General features: G+C 35.8%; 19 protein-coding genes and 1 riboswitch. Of the genes, 12 read left to right on the forward strand and 7 right to left on the reverse strand.

The features are described from left to right. Positions 1 to 114: 114 nt before the first annotated feature. Positions 115 to 1,320, reverse strand: a complete 1,206-nt coding sequence (locus AC3WOM_RS20715; RefSeq protein WP_427543078.1) for an iron-containing alcohol dehydrogenase — start codon at positions 1,318 to 1,320, stop codon at positions 115 to 117. Positions 1,321 to 1,943: 623 nt separating this feature from the next. Here AC3WOM_RS20715 and AC3WOM_RS20720 point away from each other — a divergent pair. The 5 genes from AC3WOM_RS20720 (at position 1,944) to AC3WOM_RS20740 (ending at position 5,975) form a co-directional block, all read left to right on the forward strand. Continuing rightward, complete coding sequence (locus AC3WOM_RS20720; RefSeq protein ID WP_492448163.1) at positions 1,944 to 2,531, forward strand: TetR/AcrR family transcriptional regulator; 588 nt, start codon at positions 1,944 to 1,946, stop codon at positions 2,529 to 2,531. A gap of 2 nt (positions 2,532 to 2,533) precedes the next feature. Continuing rightward, complete coding sequence (locus AC3WOM_RS20725) at positions 2,534 to 3,403, forward strand: CPBP family glutamic-type intramembrane protease (protein WP_427547517.1); 870 nt, start codon at positions 2,534 to 2,536, stop codon at positions 3,401 to 3,403. A gap of 167 nt (positions 3,404 to 3,570) precedes the next feature. Then, positions 3,571 to 4,818, forward strand: coding sequence for a Vps62-related protein (locus tag AC3WOM_RS20730; protein ID WP_427547515.1), 1,248 nt, complete (start codon positions 3,571 to 3,573; stop codon positions 4,816 to 4,818). A 605-nt stretch (positions 4,819 to 5,423) separates the two neighbouring features. Beyond that, positions 5,424 to 5,720 (forward strand): hypothetical protein, encoded by a 297-nt coding sequence (locus AC3WOM_RS20735; RefSeq protein WP_492448164.1) that lies wholly within the window; start codon positions 5,424 to 5,426, stop codon positions 5,718 to 5,720. 21 nt (positions 5,721 to 5,741) lie between these two features. Continuing rightward, positions 5,742 to 5,975, forward strand: a complete 234-nt coding sequence (locus AC3WOM_RS20740) for a hypothetical protein (protein ID WP_370075741.1) — start codon at positions 5,742 to 5,744, stop codon at positions 5,973 to 5,975. Between the two features lie 483 nt (positions 5,976 to 6,458). Here the strand turns inward: AC3WOM_RS20740 and rpsD are convergent, their stop codons facing one another. After that, entirely contained in the window at positions 6,459 to 7,061 is a 603-nt protein-coding gene (gene rpsD, locus AC3WOM_RS20745) for a 30S ribosomal protein S4 (RefSeq protein WP_427547494.1), read from the reverse strand. A gap of 467 nt (positions 7,062 to 7,528) precedes the next feature. Between rpsD and AC3WOM_RS20750 the strand changes: the two genes are divergently transcribed. Then, positions 7,529 to 9,415: a sensor domain-containing diguanylate cyclase gene (locus AC3WOM_RS20750; protein ID WP_492448165.1), complete on the forward strand. Its 1,887-nt coding sequence runs from the start codon at positions 7,529 to 7,531 to the stop codon at positions 9,413 to 9,415. Between the two features lie 102 nt (positions 9,416 to 9,517). On the opposite strand, the gene AC3WOM_RS20755 is transcribed toward AC3WOM_RS20750, so the two are convergent. After that, positions 9,518 to 9,997 carry a GAF domain-containing protein gene (locus tag AC3WOM_RS20755; protein ID WP_492448166.1) on the reverse strand — a complete coding sequence of 160 codons (480 nt, stop codon included), beginning with the start codon at positions 9,995 to 9,997 and terminating at the stop codon, positions 9,518 to 9,520. Positions 9,998 to 10,021: 24 nt separating this feature from the next. Continuing rightward, positions 10,022 to 10,816 carry a histidinol-phosphatase HisJ gene (gene hisJ, locus AC3WOM_RS20760; protein WP_427547485.1) on the reverse strand — a complete coding sequence of 265 codons (795 nt, stop codon included), beginning with the start codon at positions 10,814 to 10,816 and terminating at the stop codon, positions 10,022 to 10,024. A gap of 232 nt (positions 10,817 to 11,048) precedes the next feature. On the opposite strand from hisJ, the gene ezrA reads away from it, so the two are divergent. From ezrA to AC3WOM_RS20780, 4 genes are all read left to right on the forward strand, one after another. Then, complete coding sequence (gene ezrA, locus AC3WOM_RS20765) at positions 11,049 to 12,749, forward strand: septation ring formation regulator EzrA (RefSeq protein ID WP_427547482.1); 1,701 nt, start codon at positions 11,049 to 11,051, stop codon at positions 12,747 to 12,749. 246 nt (positions 12,750 to 12,995) lie between these two features. Then, complete coding sequence (locus AC3WOM_RS20770; protein WP_492448167.1) at positions 12,996 to 14,156, forward strand: cysteine desulfurase family protein; 1,161 nt, start codon at positions 12,996 to 12,998, stop codon at positions 14,154 to 14,156. Next, on the forward strand, positions 14,153 to 15,361 hold the full coding sequence (gene thiI, locus AC3WOM_RS20775; protein WP_492448168.1) for a tRNA uracil 4-sulfurtransferase ThiI: 1,209 nt from the start codon (positions 14,153 to 14,155) through the stop codon (positions 15,359 to 15,361). The genes AC3WOM_RS20770 and thiI overlap by 4 nt, the downstream gene beginning before the upstream one ends. Positions 15,362 to 15,632: 271 nt before the next feature. Next, positions 15,633 to 15,851 carry an alpha/beta-type small acid-soluble spore protein gene (locus tag AC3WOM_RS20780; protein WP_264988049.1) on the forward strand — a complete coding sequence of 73 codons (219 nt, stop codon included), beginning with the start codon at positions 15,633 to 15,635 and terminating at the stop codon, positions 15,849 to 15,851. Between the two features lie 70 nt (positions 15,852 to 15,921). On the opposite strand, the gene thiE is transcribed toward AC3WOM_RS20780, so the two are convergent. The 3 genes from thiE to thiM are packed head-to-tail and all read right to left on the reverse strand — an operon-like array spanning position 15,922 to position 18,138. Beyond that, the gene (gene thiE / locus AC3WOM_RS20785; RefSeq protein ID WP_492448169.1) at positions 15,922 to 16,569 is read right to left on the reverse strand and encodes a thiamine phosphate synthase; all 648 of its coding nucleotides are present in this window, start codon (positions 16,567 to 16,569) and stop codon (positions 15,922 to 15,924) included. Beyond that, a complete protein-coding gene (gene thiD / locus AC3WOM_RS20790) occupies positions 16,559 to 17,383 on the reverse strand; it encodes a bifunctional hydroxymethylpyrimidine kinase/phosphomethylpyrimidine kinase (protein WP_492448170.1) in 825 nt (274 codons plus the stop codon). The genes thiE and thiD overlap by 11 nt, the downstream gene beginning before the upstream one ends. Next, a complete protein-coding gene (gene thiM / locus AC3WOM_RS20795) occupies positions 17,383 to 18,138 on the reverse strand; it encodes a hydroxyethylthiazole kinase (RefSeq protein WP_427547466.1) in 756 nt (251 codons plus the stop codon). The genes thiD and thiM overlap by 1 nt, the downstream gene beginning before the upstream one ends. Positions 18,139 to 18,228: 90 nt before the next feature. Next, positions 18,229 to 18,327, reverse strand: a riboswitch (TPP riboswitch). A 187-nt stretch (positions 18,328 to 18,514) separates the two neighbouring features. Between thiM and mbcS the strand changes: the two genes are divergently transcribed. Both mbcS and sppA read left to right on the forward strand, forming a co-directional pair. Continuing rightward, positions 18,515 to 20,101 carry an acyl-CoA synthetase MbcS gene (gene mbcS, locus AC3WOM_RS20800; protein WP_492448171.1) on the forward strand — a complete coding sequence of 529 codons (1,587 nt, stop codon included), beginning with the start codon at positions 18,515 to 18,517 and terminating at the stop codon, positions 20,099 to 20,101. A gap of 222 nt (positions 20,102 to 20,323) precedes the next feature. Then, entirely contained in the window at positions 20,324 to 21,337 is a 1,014-nt protein-coding gene (gene sppA / locus AC3WOM_RS20805) for a signal peptide peptidase SppA (protein ID WP_492448172.1), read from the forward strand. Positions 21,338 to 21,340: the final 3 nt, after the last annotated feature.

Below are 21,340 nucleotides of genomic sequence, written 5' to 3' on the forward strand. Positions count from 1 at the left end.
CGTTTTGAAAAAGAGCTATATTTTTTTATTTGTCACCTTGATTTCATTGACATAATAGTATTTCAACAACATGAAAAGGTATGTCCGCAATGGACATACCTTTTAATCTTTTTATTATGAAAGTGCAACAGCTTCGAGTGACTCTTCTTTTTTCGTTACTGGACCCATCGCATTTGTAATAATTTGTTTAATATCTTCTAACGTTGCTTTACGTGGGTTTGTTGCAGCACAAACATCTAACATCGCGTTTTTCGCTAAAGTTTCAATATCTTCATCCTTTGCACCTAACTCGCGGAAGCCACTAGGGATATTTAAATCATTTGATAATTTCTCAATAGCTTCAATCGCTTTTTCAGCAGCATCACGTTTACTTAAGCCTTCAACATTTTCGCCTAATAACTCAGCAATCGTTGCAAAACGTTCAGTACGAGCTGTTAAGTTGAAGCGGCAAACATGTGGTAATAAAATAGCATTACATACACCGTGTGGAAGGTTATAGAAGCCGCCTAATTGATGTGCAATGGCATGCACATAACCAAGCGATGCATTGTTAAATGCCATACCAGCTAAAAATTGAGCATACACCATCTGCTCACGTGCTTCTAAATCTGCACCATTTGCATAGGCACGTGGCAAATATTCAGGTACTAACTGAAGTACCTTTTCAGCACATGCATCCGTAATTGGCGTTGCATTTGTCGACACAAATGATTCGATTGCGTGTGTTAATGCATCTAATCCAGTTGCCGCAGTTAGTGCAGGAGGTAAGCCAATCATTAACTCTGGATCATTAATAGACAAAAGTGGTGTAACATGTTTGTCCACAATCGCCATCTTCACCTTACGAGCTGTATCCGTGATAATCGTAAAGCGAGTCATCTCACTAGCTGTACCAGCAGTCGTATTAATTGCGATTAATGGTACTAGTGGGTTTTGTGATTTGTCAACGCCTTCATAATCATGAATACGTCCACCATTCGAAGCAATAAGTCCGATACCTTTCGCTGCATCGTGCGCACTACCTCCTCCAAGAGAAACGATAGAATCACAGCTTTCTGCATGATACACTGCAATACCATCTTCAATGTTCTGATCTGTTGGATTTGGTTCTGCTTTCGGGAAAATTGCTACATCAATTCCAGCAGCAGTAATGATGTTAGCAATTTGTTCAGAGAGACCTAATTTGTGTAAGCCCTCATCTGTTACGATTAATGTCTTTTTCACTTCTAAATCATTTAAACGTTTACCAACTTCTTGAATTGCTCCAGGTCCAAATAAGTTTGTTTTCGGCATTACAAATTGCTTTAGAACGTCTGACATATTTCCAACCCCTTTAAAAAAATTGTTATTGCTTGAATGATGGTGAACCATCTTTCGAAATTCATCGTATTCTATTTTCTATGAAAGTTCAACTCATATTTTTATTAAAATTTACCTATTTTACCATGTTGTTATTTTACAAAAGAGATAGTTGGTTTTATTTGTGGTTAAACGATTGATTTGTTTAATAATATCGGTTTAACCATGTTTTTAAAATATTTTATTATAAAAGTAAAATATATTTTTGGGGAATTGGTTCTAAAATTAACTTGAATTGCATAGTAAATAACTGATATTTTATTTTAAATGTAATGGTAGTGTTTATGTTGTTTTTGTTGGTACAATTACTATTTTAAAGTACATAAAAAAATCATTGTTTTATCTTCATCCAGCAAATGTTTTTTGTATCGAAAGCACAGCGGCAGATACAGAAGACTCCCACCTCTACAGGTAGTGAGATGAATGCAGTATTGGTTCCTTCTCAGAGGGTGTCAAAACACCTACTGAAATAGAGGAACTCAGGCTAAGATAAAATCTAATATTTATAGAAGTTTTGCAGGAGTTATTAAATATTCATTGAATATTATTTCAATGAATATATTTTTAATGAAGGGGTGCTAATAATGTCAATTCGACACGAACAGAAGGAGCAACGAAAGGCGGTTATTTTAAAATCTGCATTGGATTTGTTTATACGGAAGGGATATGGGGAAACGAAGGTTGCTGATATTGCCAATGCTGCTGATATGAGTATGGGATTGCTTTTTCATTATTTTGACTCTAAGGAAAAACTTTATGAAGAGCTTATTCGAATAGGCTGTGAACGGCTTAAAATGGATTTTCACTTTGCTGATGAATCACCATTGGAAACGTTCAACAAAGTTGTTGAGGAGTTATTTACTATGATTTGCACAAATCCATCAGCCGCAAAAATGTTTGTATTGATGGAAAATGCCCAGCATCTTGAAAATTTTCCAGAGGACTTAAAGAGGATGCTTGCTGAAGCAGACAAATTGATAAAAAGGAGTATCCCTTTAATTGAAAAGGGGCAATTGTTAGGTGAAATAAAGGAAGGAAATGCAGAAGCCCTTGCTGTGACATTTTGGTGTTCTATACAAGGAATCGCTCAATATATTGCGCTGCATCCAGAAACACCTTGTCCTGATACAAAATGGATTCTTTCGATACTTGAAAACAAGGAGGTAGATTGAAGGTGAAAACATCTCTTAGAAACATAATGATTTTTATTGTTGTTGTGTTACTGTGTGGTTGGTTTGGTGTGTTAGTGGATAAATTGATTCCAGAGCAGCCTCAAGGAGATACTCTTGGTATGGGAATTTGGCTTATTTCTCCTCTGCTTGCAACCATCCTGTTACGTTCCTTTGCAGGAGATGGCTGGCAGGATATAGGTTTATTGCCTAATTTCAAGGGCAATTTAAAATGGTATGTTATTGCTCTTTTCATTTATCCTGCTGTTACATCTGTAGTGCTATTAATTAGTTATGTATTTGGCTGGATGGACTTTTCAGCCTTTCATCTAAACACTGTATTATCTGTGTTCATTGGTGGATTGTTTATTCAATTCGTTAAAAACTTTTTCGAGGAGTCAGTATGGAGAGGCTATCTGACGAGTAAGCTTTCAAATTTAAAGTTGAATGATTTTTGGCTCTATCTTATTGTTGGAGGTGTTTGGGGAGCCTGGCATATCCCGTATTTTCTCGTGTTTCTATCAGAAAGCGATATTATCAATGTACTTCCTGTAAATAGATGGCTATTTACAATAGTAGGAATCGTCACGATGATTTGTTGGACAGTGATGTACACAGAAATTTACTTAATGACAAGGAGTATTTGGCCGCTTGTCCTTATGCATATGACAGAGGATGCACTTGTAAATCCACTTATTCTTGATGGCTATATCAAAATTGCTCAGGGAAAAGAATTTCTTGTTTCTCCATCTGCAGGGATTTTAACAACTTGTCTATATCTCATAGTAGGATGGCTATTACGGATGAAACGAAAAAAATTAAGGAGCGGGTTAGGAGCCAAATCAACCATAATTGATACATTTTCAAAACAGTAATTAACGATCAAGGATATGTAATTTAAATGGGAAAAATAATGAAATTTATTTAAACATTTAATTGTATTATTTACATTTTTTTGATAATATCTGATTAGGGCCCTTTCATAATATTTTCTAATTTTGAATATTTCTTGCTAGATCATTAAATTTAAAGGAGTAATTATATGCAAATCACACAAAAAGAAGCATCTCTTTTAAAAAATGAAGTAAGGTACGGCGATTTAATCATGTCTATTACAGGAAAATTCGAAAAAAAATGGGATGATAGGGGTAGCGGAGGGAAATATGATGTTACATTTTATCAACCAATATGTGAGGAAGGTTTTTATCCACTAGGTTCAGTAGCAGTTGGTAAGTATACAAATGTAGATAATACAATGGCTGTTATAACAGTAAAAGAAGTACCTGGTACGGAAGCATTAAAACCTCCATTGAAGTATGAAAGAATATGGTGTGATAAAGGATCTGGAGCGAAATTAGACGGAGCATGTTGGAAACCAATCCCACCACAAGGGTATGTTGCTTTAGGACATGTATTTACGAATAATTGGAACCCACCTTCTTTAGAAGCTGTTAGGTGTGTTAGAAAAGATTTAACATACTCTGGAAAATTGGGTAATTGGATATATGATGATAGGGGCACAGGTGCAAAAGAAGATCTTAGTATTTATCAAATTGTGGCACCAGAAGAATGGCATGATCAAAATACAGGATTATTTGCTCCGGGAACGGTTTTTTGCTTTAATGGTCACACTAAACCAGAAACAGTTCCGAATGTTCTACGTTTGCCTTTACCATATATAAAAATAGATGTTTCGCTTACACCGATTTTAGATAGTAAAAATCCACCAAGTAAAAGTACAATACCAGTAATTGATCGTGAAGTAATTGTACCTATGACTAGCATAGTAGATAAAGAATATCCAATTAGTTGGGTATTAGAAAATAGCCCATTTTATATATTAAAACGTGAGTGTTTTTATACGCTAATAGCGTTTCAAGATAATGAAACATCTGATAAAGCTCTTTTAAAGTATGAGTATAAATCAGGAATAAGTAATTCAAAATCTATAACCTTGAAAGAAACAACTGGTATTGAGGTATCAGAGAAAGTCGGGTTTGAGCTGTTTGGAATCGGGGGAGAAGTGAACTTTAAAGTTAACATTGAACTTGGTTTTGAAGAGACTCATATTAGTAATGATTTCACAGAAAAGACAATATCTAGCGAAGTACCAGTAGCTTCGAAAACTGCTGTTGCTATATGGTCAAGTTCTTACAATATAAAGGTGTTTCGAGAAGACGAGACTCAGGTTGGGGCATCCTTAATATTTAGTACTCCAAGTGTAGCGATTTCTCAATATCCGAATTTAACAACCTCAATCATAGAGCATCGAGATGAATTAACTGAATAAGCAATAAAAAACCAAGATAAATTTTTGAACTGCATCTCAACAGTTATACATTTGAGATGCAGTTCAATGTGTTTTCTTTTGATAAAGGCTATTCAAGCTATTTTGCTCGGAATGTCATAGAAGTTGAGTACGCTACGCATTAGCAAGCAGCTAGATTCCAAATTGCTTTTAATATGAATACTGGCAGAGTCCCTCAAATAGAGGTTTCTGTTAATGGAAATATAGCTACAGTAGCAATGCAACTGAACTCCCAAGTGATGTTTTAATCTCGCTTGTAAAACAATATATATGAAAAATAGCCTTACACAATAAAGAGCAAAATTCACTTTTTTATATTAGAAATTTGCCTTTTGTTAGATTTGAAAACTTAAAAAAGTCGATTTGCATCACAATTTTTGTGGCAAATCGACTTTTTCAATGCCCTCACACAATAGGAGGGCTTTTTTCAGCATGCTTAAGCCCTTTCTACTTTTGCATTTGGTTCATCTTTAGTTTTATAAAATTAATAAACTTGTAAGGAATGAGTAAGAAAAAAGAGACAATCGATTCGTACAATTAAAGTACGAAATGAAAAGGGCTGATCTAAATGATACTAATTAGAAGACTTGGAAAAATGGAGAAAAATTCCATATAAGAAGATATTTGATTACGAAGGTTCATTGTGTTTACTAGGAGAAACAAACTATAAAATGGGGGAGTTTGCTTTGAAAAATTTAATATTAGATATTTTGCAACAAAATAATACTTTAGGTGTATTTAGCTACATATCAATTGGACTTGCACTTGTAGTATTTATTATTGGGTTGTTTTGTATTTTAAAAAAGAAAAAACATGGCGTGTATGTATTGGCTTCCAGTTTATTGCTATTAATAAATCCAGCTATTGATTTTTTATTCAATTAATTCTAACGGTGGTAAACTAAAATGATTAAACAATTAGATACTGCTTTGAGTAAGGTAAATAAGATGGTTAGGGTAAATGTGAAAACGCCAAAAGTAACAAAATCAAAACTGAAATATAGTAGGTATTTCACAACTGTCGTAGGAGTAGGAGGATTAACATTAGGAATTATTGGTCCATCGAAATCGTTGTTAGTTCTCGGGACAATAGGTATTTTGAGTTCTATTGCAACAACAAATGAAATAAGAAAAATTTAGAATGCTGAACTGTGCTAGGTCAAGGGGAATAATAAACATGTTTGAAGTGGCTTGAGCCCTGGATTTTAAAGGCTCATGTCGTTTAATCAATTGTTCTGTGAGGAATAAAATTGTGGTTCACCTTTTAGGATTAAAACCTGGAAAAGATTCAGTAATATCCGAGGATTAGTTCAAAATGTATAAAACAAAAGTTTAATCCGATTTTTTTATCGAAGAGGCTATCGACTAAACAGATAGTATCTTTTATTCTTCGGATCTCTAGTTAACCCGAAAAAAAATTGAAGCAATTTGCTCCAATCTAGGTATTTCATCATCCATACAAACATGCCCACCAAAGCGTTAATAATTAGCCCCAATTCAGCCCCAAAACAATGGTTGTTAATGCATGATTGTGCATTGTTAATAAAATGCAAAAACCCTAGAGAACCTTGTTATAAAAGGCTTTCTAGGGTTTTCTAAACTACTCTTTGCAGAGCAATTTAATTAACGAGAGTAGAACTCTACGATGAATGCTTCGTTGATTTCAGCTGATAATTCAGAACGTTCTGGAAGGCGAGTGAATGTACCTTCTTTTTTGTCTGCATCAAATGATAAGTAATCTGGCACGAAGTTGTTTACTTCGATTGCTTCTGTTACTACAGCAAGGTTTTGAGATTTTTCACGAAGAGAAATCGATTGACCTGGTTTCACGCTGTATGATGGGATATCTACACGTTTGCCATCTACTAAGATATGACCGTGGTTAACTAATTGACGTGCACCACGACGAGTGCGAGATAGACCTAAACGGTAAACAAGGTTATCAAGGCGAGTTTCAAGAAGAACCATGAAGTTTTCACCGTGTACACCTTTCATTTTACCAGCGCGGTCAAATAGAGTACGGAATTGACGTTCGTTCATGCCGTACATGTGACGAAGTTTTTGCTTCTCTTGAAGTTGTAAACCGTATTCAGATAATTTTTTACGTTGGTTAGGACCGTGTTGGCCTGGTGCGTAAGGGCGTTTTTCGATTTCTTTACCTGTACCGCTTAGTGAGATACCAAGACGACGTGATAATTTCCAAGATGGACCTGTATAACGAGACATATTGTTGTCTCCTCCTTTAAATTTGGTTTTTTTGTTGTAAAACAAAAACCAGTAGTACCCATTCTTATATGCATTTTATTTTCATGTATTTTCGCCTATGCAGCCGTTAGGTTACACAATACACCATCTATTTGTTGTTATTTGAACTAAGAAGTTATTTGACACTCAATAGAGGAATAAAATACAGGTATAAGCTTATACCACTGCTGCGTTTATTTTACACAACATACATTGTAACTGCTTATTGCATCGACGTCAAATATTAGACGAACAATTTTTAGAAATGGTCTATAGTAGAAAATTCCTCTCTATACATTTTACACTATCTCGAAATAGTTAAAGATACGGTGAGAAATGTAAAATGTAAAAGTAAAACAGAATTACATAGTCAAAATGACACAAATTATGTATAATATATTATAAGTTAATAGTAATTGATTTGGACGTTATATAGAAAAGGTGATTTCATGACAGACCATTTACAAACGCTAAAATATATAAAATCAGATGTTTTGAGCTTTTGGGTGAGTTCGAAGGAAGAACAAGCCGGTTTTAATGAGTATTTTTATTCATTAAAACAGTGTCTAAAGAAGCACTTGAAAATTGCTAATGCTGCTTTTCTCAGTTTCGAGGGGAACTCCTTAATACCTGTCGAAGAAATGGCTGCTTTGACGATTGAAACGAAACTAAATGCTGTGTCATGGTTAATGATTGAAGCTGGCTTTTATCAACAAAAAGTGGTGAAAATTCCTTATATATTAAAAGAAAAAGAAGCCTATACGATGATGACAGATATGGTGCTTTTTCAAGCAGATGGCAAAAATCCAATCGGGGTGTTACTCGTGGAGGCATCAGATGCTTGGACGGACTTTATGACCTCGGATTACGGGGAAGAATGTGTGGAAACGCTTACGAAGGTTTTACAAATGATTAGAGAAAATCTAGAAGTAAAAGTGAATGAAGATCAGTATAGAAAATTGTATAATATGACCGATTTATTCCATTCTACGATGGATATTGATTTAATTTTGGAAAATGTCTTGAAGAATATTAAGGATAATTTCCCGGAATTTAATGTAGAGCTCATTTTATCGAATGATCAAGACCGACATACGACTATAGAGATTAAACTTTTTGATTATTTATCTGAAAGACCAGCAACGATTGAGGCTTTTGTGTCAGGAGAACTGACAACGGAACTTGCAGGCGATTTGAATTGTCGATTATTGAATGCTCCTATAAAAGGGAGACAGGCAATTTACGGCATATTACAAGTAAGTGCACCTACAACGTATCTTTTTTCAACGACTGAAAAGGATTTTGTGCGTATGCTAGCACAAGCATCGGGAAATGCACTCGAAAATGCAAAATTATATCATCAATCGCACCGCCTCGTAAGTGACTTACAACTCATCAATGAAACATCACATCGATTAAATATGAGGATTGACATTCATGAAATGTTACTTTTCCTACAAAAACAATTAATGAAATCTTTTCAGCCAATGGAAGTCTGTTTTGCATTTAAAAATAATGACACCTTTGAAGTGACCGGTGCTAGTACAGCATTATTTAATTCACAAGAGGGTCAAATCTATATAAAACATGTTGAACAACATTTTGAGCATACCAATGATCCATTATTTATTGCTGATTTTAGCAGATTAACCCCTAATCAAATTGAATATCGCTCAATTATGGCAATCCCAATTTTAATGGAGGAAAAAATAAATGGCTTTAGTATTGTGTTGCACAAAGAGCCTTATTTCTTTTCATTTGACAGCTTTAAATTAATGCAATCCTTAATTCATCACTCGTCTTTAGCAATTGCAAACTCAATTTTACGAAACCAACTTCAGGAAATGGTAGATTTGGATCATCTGACAAAATTATATGCAAGAAGTTATTTAGATCAGTATGTTGAAAAATCACTTATGAACGATAAATCAGGAATGTTCTTGCTTATTGATATTGATAATTTCAAACGTGTTAATGATACGTATGGTCATCAAATTGGTGATAAGATCCTTATACAAATTGCCGTACAATTAAAAGAAACGATTGGTACTCGAGGTATTTGTGCACGCTGGGGTGGAGAAGAAATGTCTGTATACGTGCCAAATATTAATGAAAAAGAAGCCATAGAATTGACAGCAACAATCGTTGCAGACATTCCAAAAGCAACAGATCCGCAAGTGACCATTTCAGCAGGTCTTATTACTTGGGATGAACAGTATCGCCCAGCGTTTCAATCTGTATTTTTACATGCTGATACAGCATTATATCAAGCAAAAAACAATGGCAAGAATCGCTTCTGTATTCATGACCGCGAATCTATAAAAACCTCTATATAAATGAATTGCCCTGAAATGACAATTGTTAAACCATTTCAGGGCAATTTTTATCTTGATTTCAGCAGATCTAGACGCAATTATGCTGGGGAGTAATTGATTTTTTTATAAATGTAATAGTAGCGTATTTACGAATAGCTCCAATCCGTCTTGATCTTCTTGAGAAAATCGATTAACAACTGGACTGTCGATGTCAAGAACACCCATCACCTCACCGTTTTTTATCAAAGGGATAACGATTTCTGATTGTGATGCAGCATCACAGGCAATATGTCCTGGGAATTGGTGTACATCTTTCACAACGATTGTTTCTTTTTGAGCTACAGCCGTTCCGCAAACACCACGACCAGTTGGGATTCTAACGCAGGCAGGTAAGCCTTGGAATGGACCTAACACTAACTCTTCTCCATGTAAGATATAAAAGCCAACCCAGTTAATGTTTGTTAAAAATTGATTTAATAGTGCGGAGGCGTTGCTTAAATTTGCAATGCGATCTGATTCTCCTGTAAGTAGGGCATCCAATTGTTTAGTCAATGAATGATATTGTTCTACGATGGGTCCGTCAAAATGAATTTTTGTAAACATAATAGCACCTCGTTTAAAAGTAATTTATTTTGGAAATATAACATGGTAGTGTTGATGTAAATCATTGGCACTGTGCGCATCTGAACCAAAAACAGCAGGCAATCCTATAGATTTACTATAATCAATAAAGGCAAATGGTGGATAAGGTTCCTGACAATGTGTTTTACTTAAACCAGCACTATTGACATCTAGCGCATAACCATCTTGCTTCATACAATCTAAAACTTCTCGAATCCTCGCAGAATCATCAACTTTCACTTTATGTGCTAGTTGGAACTTGTGAACAAGTGAGGGATGTCCAATACGCTTAGGTTTATACTTTCCTAAATCTGCTTTAATGGATTGTAGAACTGTATCATAATATAAATGATAAACCTGTTCAACAGAGCCCACTTTTTTAGAAAAATTGATAAAGCTTTCTGGAGAATAGTCGATACATTCAAAGGTATTTTGCCATGATAAAAAGTGGACTGATAAAATAGAGTCATTTAAATAGTGTCCATATGTATCTAAAAATTCACGTGTTTCTTGTTCAAAGCCCTGAATATAGTCAACCTCTAATCCAATATGAAGACGAATGTCTCGTGCATATTGCTGTTGAAGGCTCTGTAAATCTTCGAAATAAGACATTAGCAATTCTGGATTCATACCACTATCTTGCTCTGGCGTAGGGTCAATAAAACTAGATGGTAAAGGTGCATGCTCTGTAAACGTAATATCAGTGAAGCAATTAGCAATTGCTTTTTCAATATATTGCTTAAATGTATCAGTAGTACCATGTGGACAATAAGGACTATGAATATGTCCGTCGCGTTTCATAAAATTACCACTTCCTTTGCTTTTAAAATCTACCAAGATGAAGCCCTGACGGATGTCACGGATTTTGAAGAGGAGCTTTTCGAACGAGTTCGAAAAAATCCAGACGCAATTATACCTGAGCGTTGTCATACACTTTTCCGAAAAACGCTTAAATTTTAGTACAAAAGGCGAAAACATAGTATATAATAAATACAAATAGCCAATTCGTTTATTGTAGAATAGGAGGCTTACGATGGAGTATATCATCATTCCGGTTATCCTACTATTAATTTTAGCTATAGTGGGATTTATGATGCGACGAAAACATACAACAATCATTGCAAAGCTTGAAAATGAAAAATTACAAATACAAAACAATCCCATAAATGAAGAAATTTCGAAGGTTAAATCTTTAAACATGAACGGTGAAACAGAAGAGATGTTTGAACGATGGCGTAATAGTTGGGATGAAGTCATCGATGTACATATGACAAAAATTGATTCGCTGTTATTTGATGCAGAGGACCAGATTAACAGACTGCGCTTTAAAAAAGCAACCTTCATTGAACGTGAGATAGAAGATTATATTCAAAAGTGTGAACAGGATAAAGATAAAATTTTAGAAGAATTAAATGAATTAATTGGCAGCGAAGAAAAAAATCGTATAGAAATTGAACAATTAAAAGAATATTATCGCTCGGCTCGAAAAACCTTGTTAGCCCATCAACATTCATTTGGTGTAGCTTTACCAGCATTAGAAAAAAGACTGGAGACATTTGTTCAAAAGTTTGAAGAATTTGATGTGCTCACAAGCGAAGGGAATTATTTGCAGGCAAGAGAGATTGTAATCAGCCTAAACCATGAATCACAACAAACATTCGACTATATCAATGATGTACCAACGATTTTAACAGAGCTGCAAGTCAAGCTACCTGGAGCTGTACAGGAATTGCGTAGTGGTCAGCGCGAAATGGAGGACCAGTCCTATTATTTACAGCATTTAGAGCTAGCAGAGACGTTGAATAAGTTCGATGAAGAATTTAAAACATTAAAAAATGAGCTGGCAGATCTTAACTTGACAGTTGTGAAGCCACGTGTTGCTGAAATAAATGAAGAAATTGATAAATATTATGATTTGCTTGAAAAAGAGGTTATAGCTAAAAACTACGTTGACCAAAATTGTGATCGTTTACTAAGTTCAATTACCAATGTTATAACTTCTACAAGATTGGTTAGTGATGAAGCGACTTATGTGCAACAAAGCTATCATTTAAATGAAAAAGATGCAGAAATTCCTAAAACAGCTTTAAAGCAATTAGAGGCATTGCAGCGACGTTATGATTTATTGGCAATGCGTGTGACAGAGGAAAAGTCTGCTTACTCAAGCTTGCAGGAGGAGTTAATTGAAATTAGCGACGAGCTTGAACGTATTCACGAGGAACAAGGGCATTTATCAAATACGATGAAAAAACTTCGTATTGATGAGAATAAGGCACGTACTCAAGTAGAAAGCCTAAAGAAAGCATTGCAAGAGACGGATCGACTTTTAAATAAGGCCAATATTCCGGGTATACCAGATGAGATGGATGCGCGTTTAGATGAGGCTGCAGAGCATATTTATGTAGTGATGCAAAGCTTACAAGAAGTGCCTCTTAATATGGGAACAGTACATAATAATTTAACTGCTGCAACCCTTTGTGTGGAGGATGTAAAAGCAAAGGCACACGAATTGATTGAAAATGTCATGCTGATAGAACGAATTATTCAGTATGGTAATCGCCATCGTGCAACAAATCCTAAATTAAATGCTCGTTTAAAAGAGGCGGAAGTAGCTTTCCATCAATTCCGATACTCCAAGGCGTTGGAAGAAGCCGGAACTGCGGTCGAAGAGATGGAGCCTGGAGCTTTAAAACGAATTCAAACAATGGTTACTGAGCAAACTATATCAAAATAATTATATGAAATGAATAAAGGCTATAGGCTGTCTAAAAATTAACTTTTAGGCAGCCTTATTATATTGAATAAGCAATATGCGGACAAAAACAGCGGCTAAATGAATTAGAGGAAGTTCAATAAGAGGTAAGAAGCCAAACAAATAAACGACTAAATTAGAATAATTGTTAAAGTTAGTAGTCAATTGTTCAAGATTGCGTTATGATAAATACCGTTAAATCAACGTTTTGAAAGTGTGTGAAAATTAATGGAAGTAAATACAATCTATTTAGACAATAGTGCAACCACAAAGCCTTTAAAAGAGGTCATGCAAGCATTTATGGTAGTGAATGAGCAGTATTATGCCAATCCCGCTTCCATACATGCAATGGGTGTTGAAGCGAACGACTTATTAATGCGTGCACGTGAGCAAGTAGCAGATATTTTGCAGACAGAAGCAAAAAATGTGCTATTTACATCAGGTGGTACTGAATCCAATAATACAGCAATTTTTGGTTTAGCACGTAGCAATACACATAAAGGAAAGCATATAATAACGACTGAAATTGAACATCCCTCTGTTCTAGAGTCCGTTAAGCAACTTGAAAAAGAGGGCTTTGAAGTGGAATATCTGGCAGTGGATCATCATGGAGTGATTTCATTAGATGAGCTTCGAGCAAAGGTACGTAAGGATACTATTTTAGTAAGCATAATGCACGTCAATAATGAAATGGGCGCAATTCAGCCCATATTTGAAGCGGCAAAAATTATTCATGAAATGAGCAGAGCGGCTTTTCATGTGGATGCCGTTCAAAGTTTCGGGAAAATACCTTTAGCATTTAATCATGAGGATGGACCCGATTGCATTTCCATTTCCGGGCATAAAATTCATGGATTTAAGGGCTCAGGCGTGCTAGCATTTCGGACGCAATTAAAGTGGCAGCCATATGCACTTGGCGGTGGTCAGGAATATGGATTACGAAGTGGAACTGTGGCCGTTCCGCAGGCTGTCGCTTTATCTAAAGCAGCTCGTATTGCAGTGGAGTCTATGGCTAATCAGGAAAAAAAATATCGTAAGTGGCAGGATGAAATATGTCTGCAATTACGTGAATATGGTGATGCCGTGCATATTTTATCGACGCCTCAGGGAGCAGCACATATTTTATCCTTTAGCATTCGTGATTTAAAAGGTGAGGTTATTATTAATGCAATGCAAAAACGTCAGGTAATCGTTTCTACATCAAGCGCTTGTTCATCAAAGCAAACAAAAACAAGCCATGTGGTAGAAGCCCTAAAACTTGATGAGCATTTTAAAAAGGGTGTTATCCGTATAAGCTTTGGCGCCTATGTAATGGATGAGGATATTACAAAATTTAAACATGTATTAAAAGAAGTAATGATGGAACTTAAAGGAGAACATACACAATGATTTGGAAAGAAATTTTAATTCGTTATGGCGAGCTTTCAACAAAAGGGCGTAATAAAATGGATTTTATCCGTCGTCTGCGAGAAAATATTCGTCATGCGTTTGCTGATTTAGGGCATTTACACATTCGTACAGAGCGTGATCGTATGTTTATTGCTATACAAAATGAAACTCAAATGAATGTTTTATTAGAAGGGTTACCTAAAATTTTCGGTATACAATCTTTCAGCCCAGTGGCAGCATGTGATAAAGATATTGAAGCCATGAAAAAGCTAGCCATTACAATTATGGATACATTTAAACATGAGCAACTTACCTTTAAAGTAGAAGTGAAGCGCACTGATAAGACATTTCCATTAGAATCACATGCTATTCAACGTGAAATTGGCGGCTATGTTTTACCAAATTACAAAAATCTATCGGTAAAAGTAAAGAAACCTGATATTGAGCTTCGTGTAGAAGTACGTCATGATGCAACTTATATGATGGCACAAGTGATTCCTGGTGCAGGAGGAATGCCGGTAGGTTCTAATGGGAAATCGCTTTTAATGCTTTCTGGAGGAATAGACAGTCCAGTCGCTGGCTATTTAATGATGAAGCGTGGTGTACGCTTAGAGGCGATACATTTCTTTAGCCCACCATATACAAGCCAAAATTCATTGGAAAAGGTTAAGGTACTAGCAAATGAATTAACGAAGTTTGGCGCAAGTATTCGTTTACATGTCATTCCGTTTACTGAAATTCAAGTATTGATTAAAGAAAAGGTACCTTCTAATGTATCAATGACAACTACTCGTCGTATGATGTTAAAAGTTGCTGATAAGGTACGAGAGGAAATAAATGCACTGGCTATTGTGACAGGTGAAAGTCTTGGACAAGTTGCGAGTCAAACACTTGAAAGTCTAACAGCAATAAATGCAGTAACCAATACACCAATTTTACGTCCCTTAATCTCAACTGACAAATTAGAAATTATCAATATTGCTGAGAAAATTGGCACATATGAAACATCTATACAGCCGTTTGAAGATTGCTGCACCATTTTTACACCTGCAAGTCCAAAAACAAAACCAAAGCTTGAGAAGGTTGAGCATTATGAAAGCTTCTCGGATTTTGATGAATTAATTGAACGTGCTGTGAAAAATCGGGAGGTCTATATTTTCCCGAAAAAAGAACAAGAAGCTGATAAATTTGCAGACCTTTTATAAGTAGAAGAAATTTATCTTGATTCAATATTCGCTGAATCAAGATAAAGCCCTAGCGGATGTCACGGATTTTGAAGAGGCGCTTAGCGAGCTTGAAGAAATCCGAAGGCAATGATGCTGGAACGTAATTGATTGTAAGTCGCCTCAAAAGCATATTTTGAGGTGACTTTTTTTAGTTTTTTCTCTATTTCCTTTAGAGGTACAATTTACCTCTAAAAATTTTGTATTAAAAATCTAATATCGCACATTCTATATTCACAAGGAGGTGAGAGACATGACTTCAAACAACAACCGCAGTTCAAACCAGCTTGCAGTACCTGGTGTACAACAAGCTCTAGATCAAATGAAATACGAAATTGCACAAGAATTTGGTGTTCAATTAGGAGCTGACGCTTCAGCTCGTGCTAACGGTTCCGTTGGTGGTGAAATCACTAAACGTCTTGTACAAATGGCAGAATCTCAATTAAAAGGTATGCCAAACAACAATCAATAATTGCTGATTAAGTAATTATTAAACTTAAAACCAGTGACCGTAAAAGGCACTGGTTTTAGTTTGTTTACATTTAGATCTTTTTATCCTCAATGAACAATGATTTGAATATTGCTACGGTATTGGAAATATCCTCACTTTCACAAATCGCAGAAATAACGGCGATACCATCTGCACCAGCGTTAACAACTGATTGTCCATTTGAACAATTTATGCCTCCGATTGCAACAATAGGGAGCTCAGGATTTTCAATGCGGACGCCCTGTAAAAACTTTGTTCCACTTGGCGGATTTGCATCACTTTTAGAAGTGGTCGCAAAAATCGGACCGATTCCTACATAATCTGCCCCATATTGTAGCGCAGTTTGCAATTCAGCTTGAGAATGAACTGAAACACCTAGTATCATCTTTCCAATTTTTTCACGAATTTTAGATACAGGGAAATCCTCTTGACCAATATGGATTCCATCTGCTGTAAGTTTTACTGCAAGCTCTACATCATCGTTGATAATAAACGGCACTTTATACCGCTGGCAAAGCTTTTGACAATGACGGGCAAAATTTTCATATTCTTGTCCAGTTAAGGCACGAGGCCCTTTTTCTCGTAGCTGAAACATGGTAATTCCATGCTGTAAAGCTTTTTCAAGAACGTGTAGTGGCTCCTGATGTACTACATTTCCTGTGCCCATTATAAAATATAGCTGTAAATCTTCACGATTCATAAATAGTCACCTCACAGGACTCCTTATAGTTTTGATAGGCAAAATGATTTGTCGGTCCATGCCCTTTACCCAGAGCTAAATCATATGTTATTGCTAATTGAATAAATTTTTTTGCTTCTATAATCGCTTCTTTTATAGGAAGACCACCGCCCAAAAAAGCAGTTAAGGCTGCTGAAAACGTACAGCCAGTACCATGTGTATTTTTTGTAGAAATACGAGGAGTTTGCATAGAAAAAGACTGTCCATCGTGAAAAAATATATAATCAATGGCGAAATCCTTATCTGCTAGATGCCCTCCTTTTATAATGACACATCGTACTCCTGTTTGTAATAAGAGATAGGCTGCTTCTTTAATATCAGCTAAAGTTTTAATTTCTCTACTAGTAAGCCTTTCTGCCTCTGGGATATTCGGAGTTACAATGGTTGCAATTGGCAGTAAAAGATTCATGATGGCATCAATTGCGTCTTGTTGTAATAAGCTTTCTCCGCCCTTCGCGATCATCACAGGATCTACAATAAGCGGAACTTTAGTATTAGCCATCATTTGTGAAATAGTTTGAATGATGTCAGAGGAAAATAGCATGCCTGTTTTCATTGCACTAATTGAGAAATCCTCCAATAGTGCCTGTAGTTGTTGCTTAACGAAGTTTGCCTCAATGGGCATGACATTAGATACACCAAGGGTATTTTGGGCAGTCAATGCTGTAATAACAGAAGTTCCAAACACCTTTAATTCCTGAAAGGTTTTTAGATCAGCCTGTATACCTGCACCGCCGCCACTATCAGATCCAGCAATAGTCATTACAACCTGCATTATTCTTCACCAGCCTTTGAAAGACGATAGAGTTCATTTAATACAGCAATTTGAAAATCACCAATGTATTGTGTAGTAGAACCTGCTTGTTCAGCAATTTTTTTATAAAATCTTAGTACTTCTATTAATTGGTGATAAGGCTGATGACCAGTTACGTAAGCAGCACAACAAATGGCACTTAATAAGCAGCCAGTTCCAGTGACCTCTGTCATATGAGAATTCCCACCTGTAATCCATTGCAGTTGATTTCCATCAGTTATTAAATCCTTTTCACCTGTGACAATCACTATACAATGATAAAGCTGAGCAATTCTCTTCGCTTCATCTTCTAAAGATATTGAACCTGCGCCACTATCTACACCCTTTTGCTGCCATTCTACATTGGCAATTGCGGCAAGTTCTCCAATATTGCAGCGAATTACTGCAAATTCGATCTCATTTAACAGATGTTGTACAGTTTGTTTTCGGTAGGTTGTAGCTCCAGCGCCAACAGGATCTAATACTACAGGTATGCCAAGTGCATTGGCCTTTTTCCCAGCAAGTAACATGGATTCTTTCTTTTTGTCATTAAGTGTACCAATATTAATCAATAAGCTTGAGGCAATTGCAACCATCTCCTCAACCTCGTCACTGGCATCAGCCATAACTGGCGAGGCACCAATTGCTAATAGGCCGTTTGCTTGAAAATTTGCCACCACATAATTTGTAATACAATGAATTAGTGGATTTTTTTTGCGGATAGTTTGAAAAATCATTCTAAGTCCTCCTTTATTGGATGGACGTAAGCATGCAAAAAAGGCTCCTTTTTGTGTAATAAATACACGCAAAAGAGCCTTTCATCAGTGAATTAGATGTGAATTGCTCCCTACGTCAGTATTAACTAACAGGTTCAAAGGGTCAGGTTTTACCTTCTCAACTCCAAATGAGTCCCCCTGCAATTATGCTTTTAGTTGACCAAAATATACCATATTTTTCTTTCCTGTTCAATAGCTAGTTTTGACAATGAACGTGACTGATGCCATATAACAGAGTATGATAGTTGTCATGACTTTTCTAAAATAGAGTGCGAACCATTGAAAATGATAAAAATGGAGTTTTATAATGAGTCATAGCAAAAGGGAGGCATTTGCCATGAAAAGACAAGATTTAATTGCACCTGAATGGTACAATATTACAGAGGAAATTGAAAAATATGCACAGGATGCAACCAAGAATGCACTAATTATTTATGATGAAAATAATGATGTTCAATTTATTACATACGCACATCTACTTGCAAAGGCAAATCAGGCTGCACATGTTTTTACAAACCAAGGTTTAACAAAAGGTGATGTATTAATTGTAATGGTGCCTAGATCTGTAGAAGCCTATATTGTCTATATTGCTGCATTAAAAATCGGTTTAACGATTATTCCTAGTTCCGAAATGCTAAGAACGAAGGATATAGAATATCGCATACACCATGCTAATGCAAAGGGTATAGTTGCTTATCAGCCATATATTGAGCAATTTGATAACGTGAAAAACTTACAGGGCTTGCAGCAATTCGTAATAGGAGTAGCACATGAACCTTGGCAGTCATTACTACAAAAAATGCAAAATCAACCAACAAACTACATAAGTTCTACGCCAACGAAAAGTACAGATAATGCATTTTTAGCTTATACAAGTGGTACAACAGGCAATCCTAAGGCAGCAGTACATACACATAGCTGGGGATATGCTCATTTACGAACAACAGCGCCGAATTGGTTAGGCGTACAGGAAGATGACATTGTTTGGGCTACAGCAGCTCCAGGCTGGCAAAAATGGATTTGGAGTCCGTTCCTCGCAACATTGGGAAGTGGTGCAACCGCATTTGTGTACAAAGGTAAATTTGATGCGGCAACATATCTTACACTTCTTGAGAAATTCAATATTAATATCCTGTGCTGTACACCAACTGAATATCGATTTATGGCTGCATTAGAAAACTTACAAGATTTTAATTTAGAGAGTGTTCGTCAGGCTGTTTCAGCAGGAGAACCTCTAAATAGTGATGTAATAAAAGTATTTTCGAATGTTTTCCGTTTACAGGTTAGAGATGGTTATGGGCAAACTGAAAATACATTATTAGTCGGAACAATGGTAGGTATGGAGGCTAGAATCGGCTCAATGGGTAAACCAACTCCAGGAAATACAATAGATATTATCAATGATTTAGGAAATCCTGTTTCAGTAGGAGAAGTAGGTGATATTGCTGTACATCGTGAGACACCTGCATTATTTAAAAAATATTTACATGATCCTGAACGCACTAGCTTACAATTTAGAGGTGATTGGTATATCACTGGTGATCGAGCATATAAAGATGTAGATGGTTATTTTTGGTTTGAGGGACGAGGAGACGATGTTATTATTTCATCTGGCTATACAATAGGACCATTTGAAGTAGAAGACGCTTTGATGAAACATGCAGCAGTAAAAGAAGCGGCAGTTGTAGCAAGTCCTGATGAGGTTCGAGGAAATATTGTGAAGGCATTTGTGGTGCTTAATGATGGAGAGATAGGAAATGCTAGTCTTATCAAGCAACTTCAAAATCATGTAAAATCTTTAACAGCTCCATATAAATATCCTCGTGCTATTGAATTTGTAACTGAATTGCCAAAGACATCATCTGGCAAAATCCGTCGTATTGAGCTGCGTCAACAAGAAAAAAATAAATGTGCCATTAAATAGTTACAGGTTGACATTTTGTTGAGGTTTTTGTCGAAAGCAATAATTCACATAATAATTTCCTAGGAAATAATGTCGAAAATCAAAGTTCATGTTTTTTTATCGAGCTTTGATTTTTTTTATGATATTCGGTAATGTTAATGAGCATAACCTTTTGCAAAGATTGCAAAAAAATGAAACATATTAGAAAGTTATTCGTATAACGTGTAGAGGAGGCGGAAAGACATGAATGTAAAAAGATGGACTGCTTTAATTATTGCAGGTGTATTACTTGTATTTTCTTTAGGTATAAACACTGTATTTGCGATATTTAAATCAGATTTCTTTGGTAATTTTGATAGCTTAATGGCTAGTGATAATTTATCAGTAATGGAGACAGTTATTGAAAACGGTAGTATAAATAAGCGGATAGCCTATTTAAAGGTTGATGGGGCGATACAAGATATTGGTTCAAGTTCGTTATGGCAACCAGTAGCATATGATCATCAATTCTTTTTAGACCAATTAGATAATATTTTAAATGATGATTCAATACAAGGTGTTGTTTTAAGTGTTAATTCACCAGGTGGTGGTGTTAAGGAATCTGCAGAAATTTATAAAAAACTTTTAAAAATTAAAGAAGAGCGACAAATTCCAATTTATGTTTCTATGGATTCTATGGCTGCCTCAGGAGGTTATTACATTTCAGCACCAGCCGATAAGATATTTGCACAGCGCGATACAATAACGGGTTCAATAGGTGTTATTATGCAATCAATCAATTATCAGGCTTTGGCAGAAAAAGTTGGTATTAAATATGAAACATTTAAATCTGGTGAGCATAAGGACATGCTAAGTCCTATGCGTGAAGTAACAGCAGAAGAGCGTACCATGATGCAGGATATGATTAATGAAACGTATGAGGAATTTGTTAATATTGTTGAAAAAGGACGTAATATGTCTGAGAAAGATGTTAAAAAAGTTGCTGACGGTCGAATACTTAGTGGTACAAAGGCACTTGAATCCGGCTTAATCGATGAAATTGGTGATGAGGAAGCAACGATTACTGCATTACGTGAAGACTTTGGTTTACAAGATGCTGAACTATTTGAGTATTCATATGAAATGGGTGGCTGGCAATCATATGTCGGAATGAAGATTGGATCTGTGTTTGGTCCATCTACTGAGGAAAAAATGCTGATGAAAATTATGACAGATTATAAAGCACCGAAAATGATGTACTTATACGGCGAATACTAAGGA

This window comes from Lysinibacillus sp. FW301-JW8, assembly GCF_058788755.1.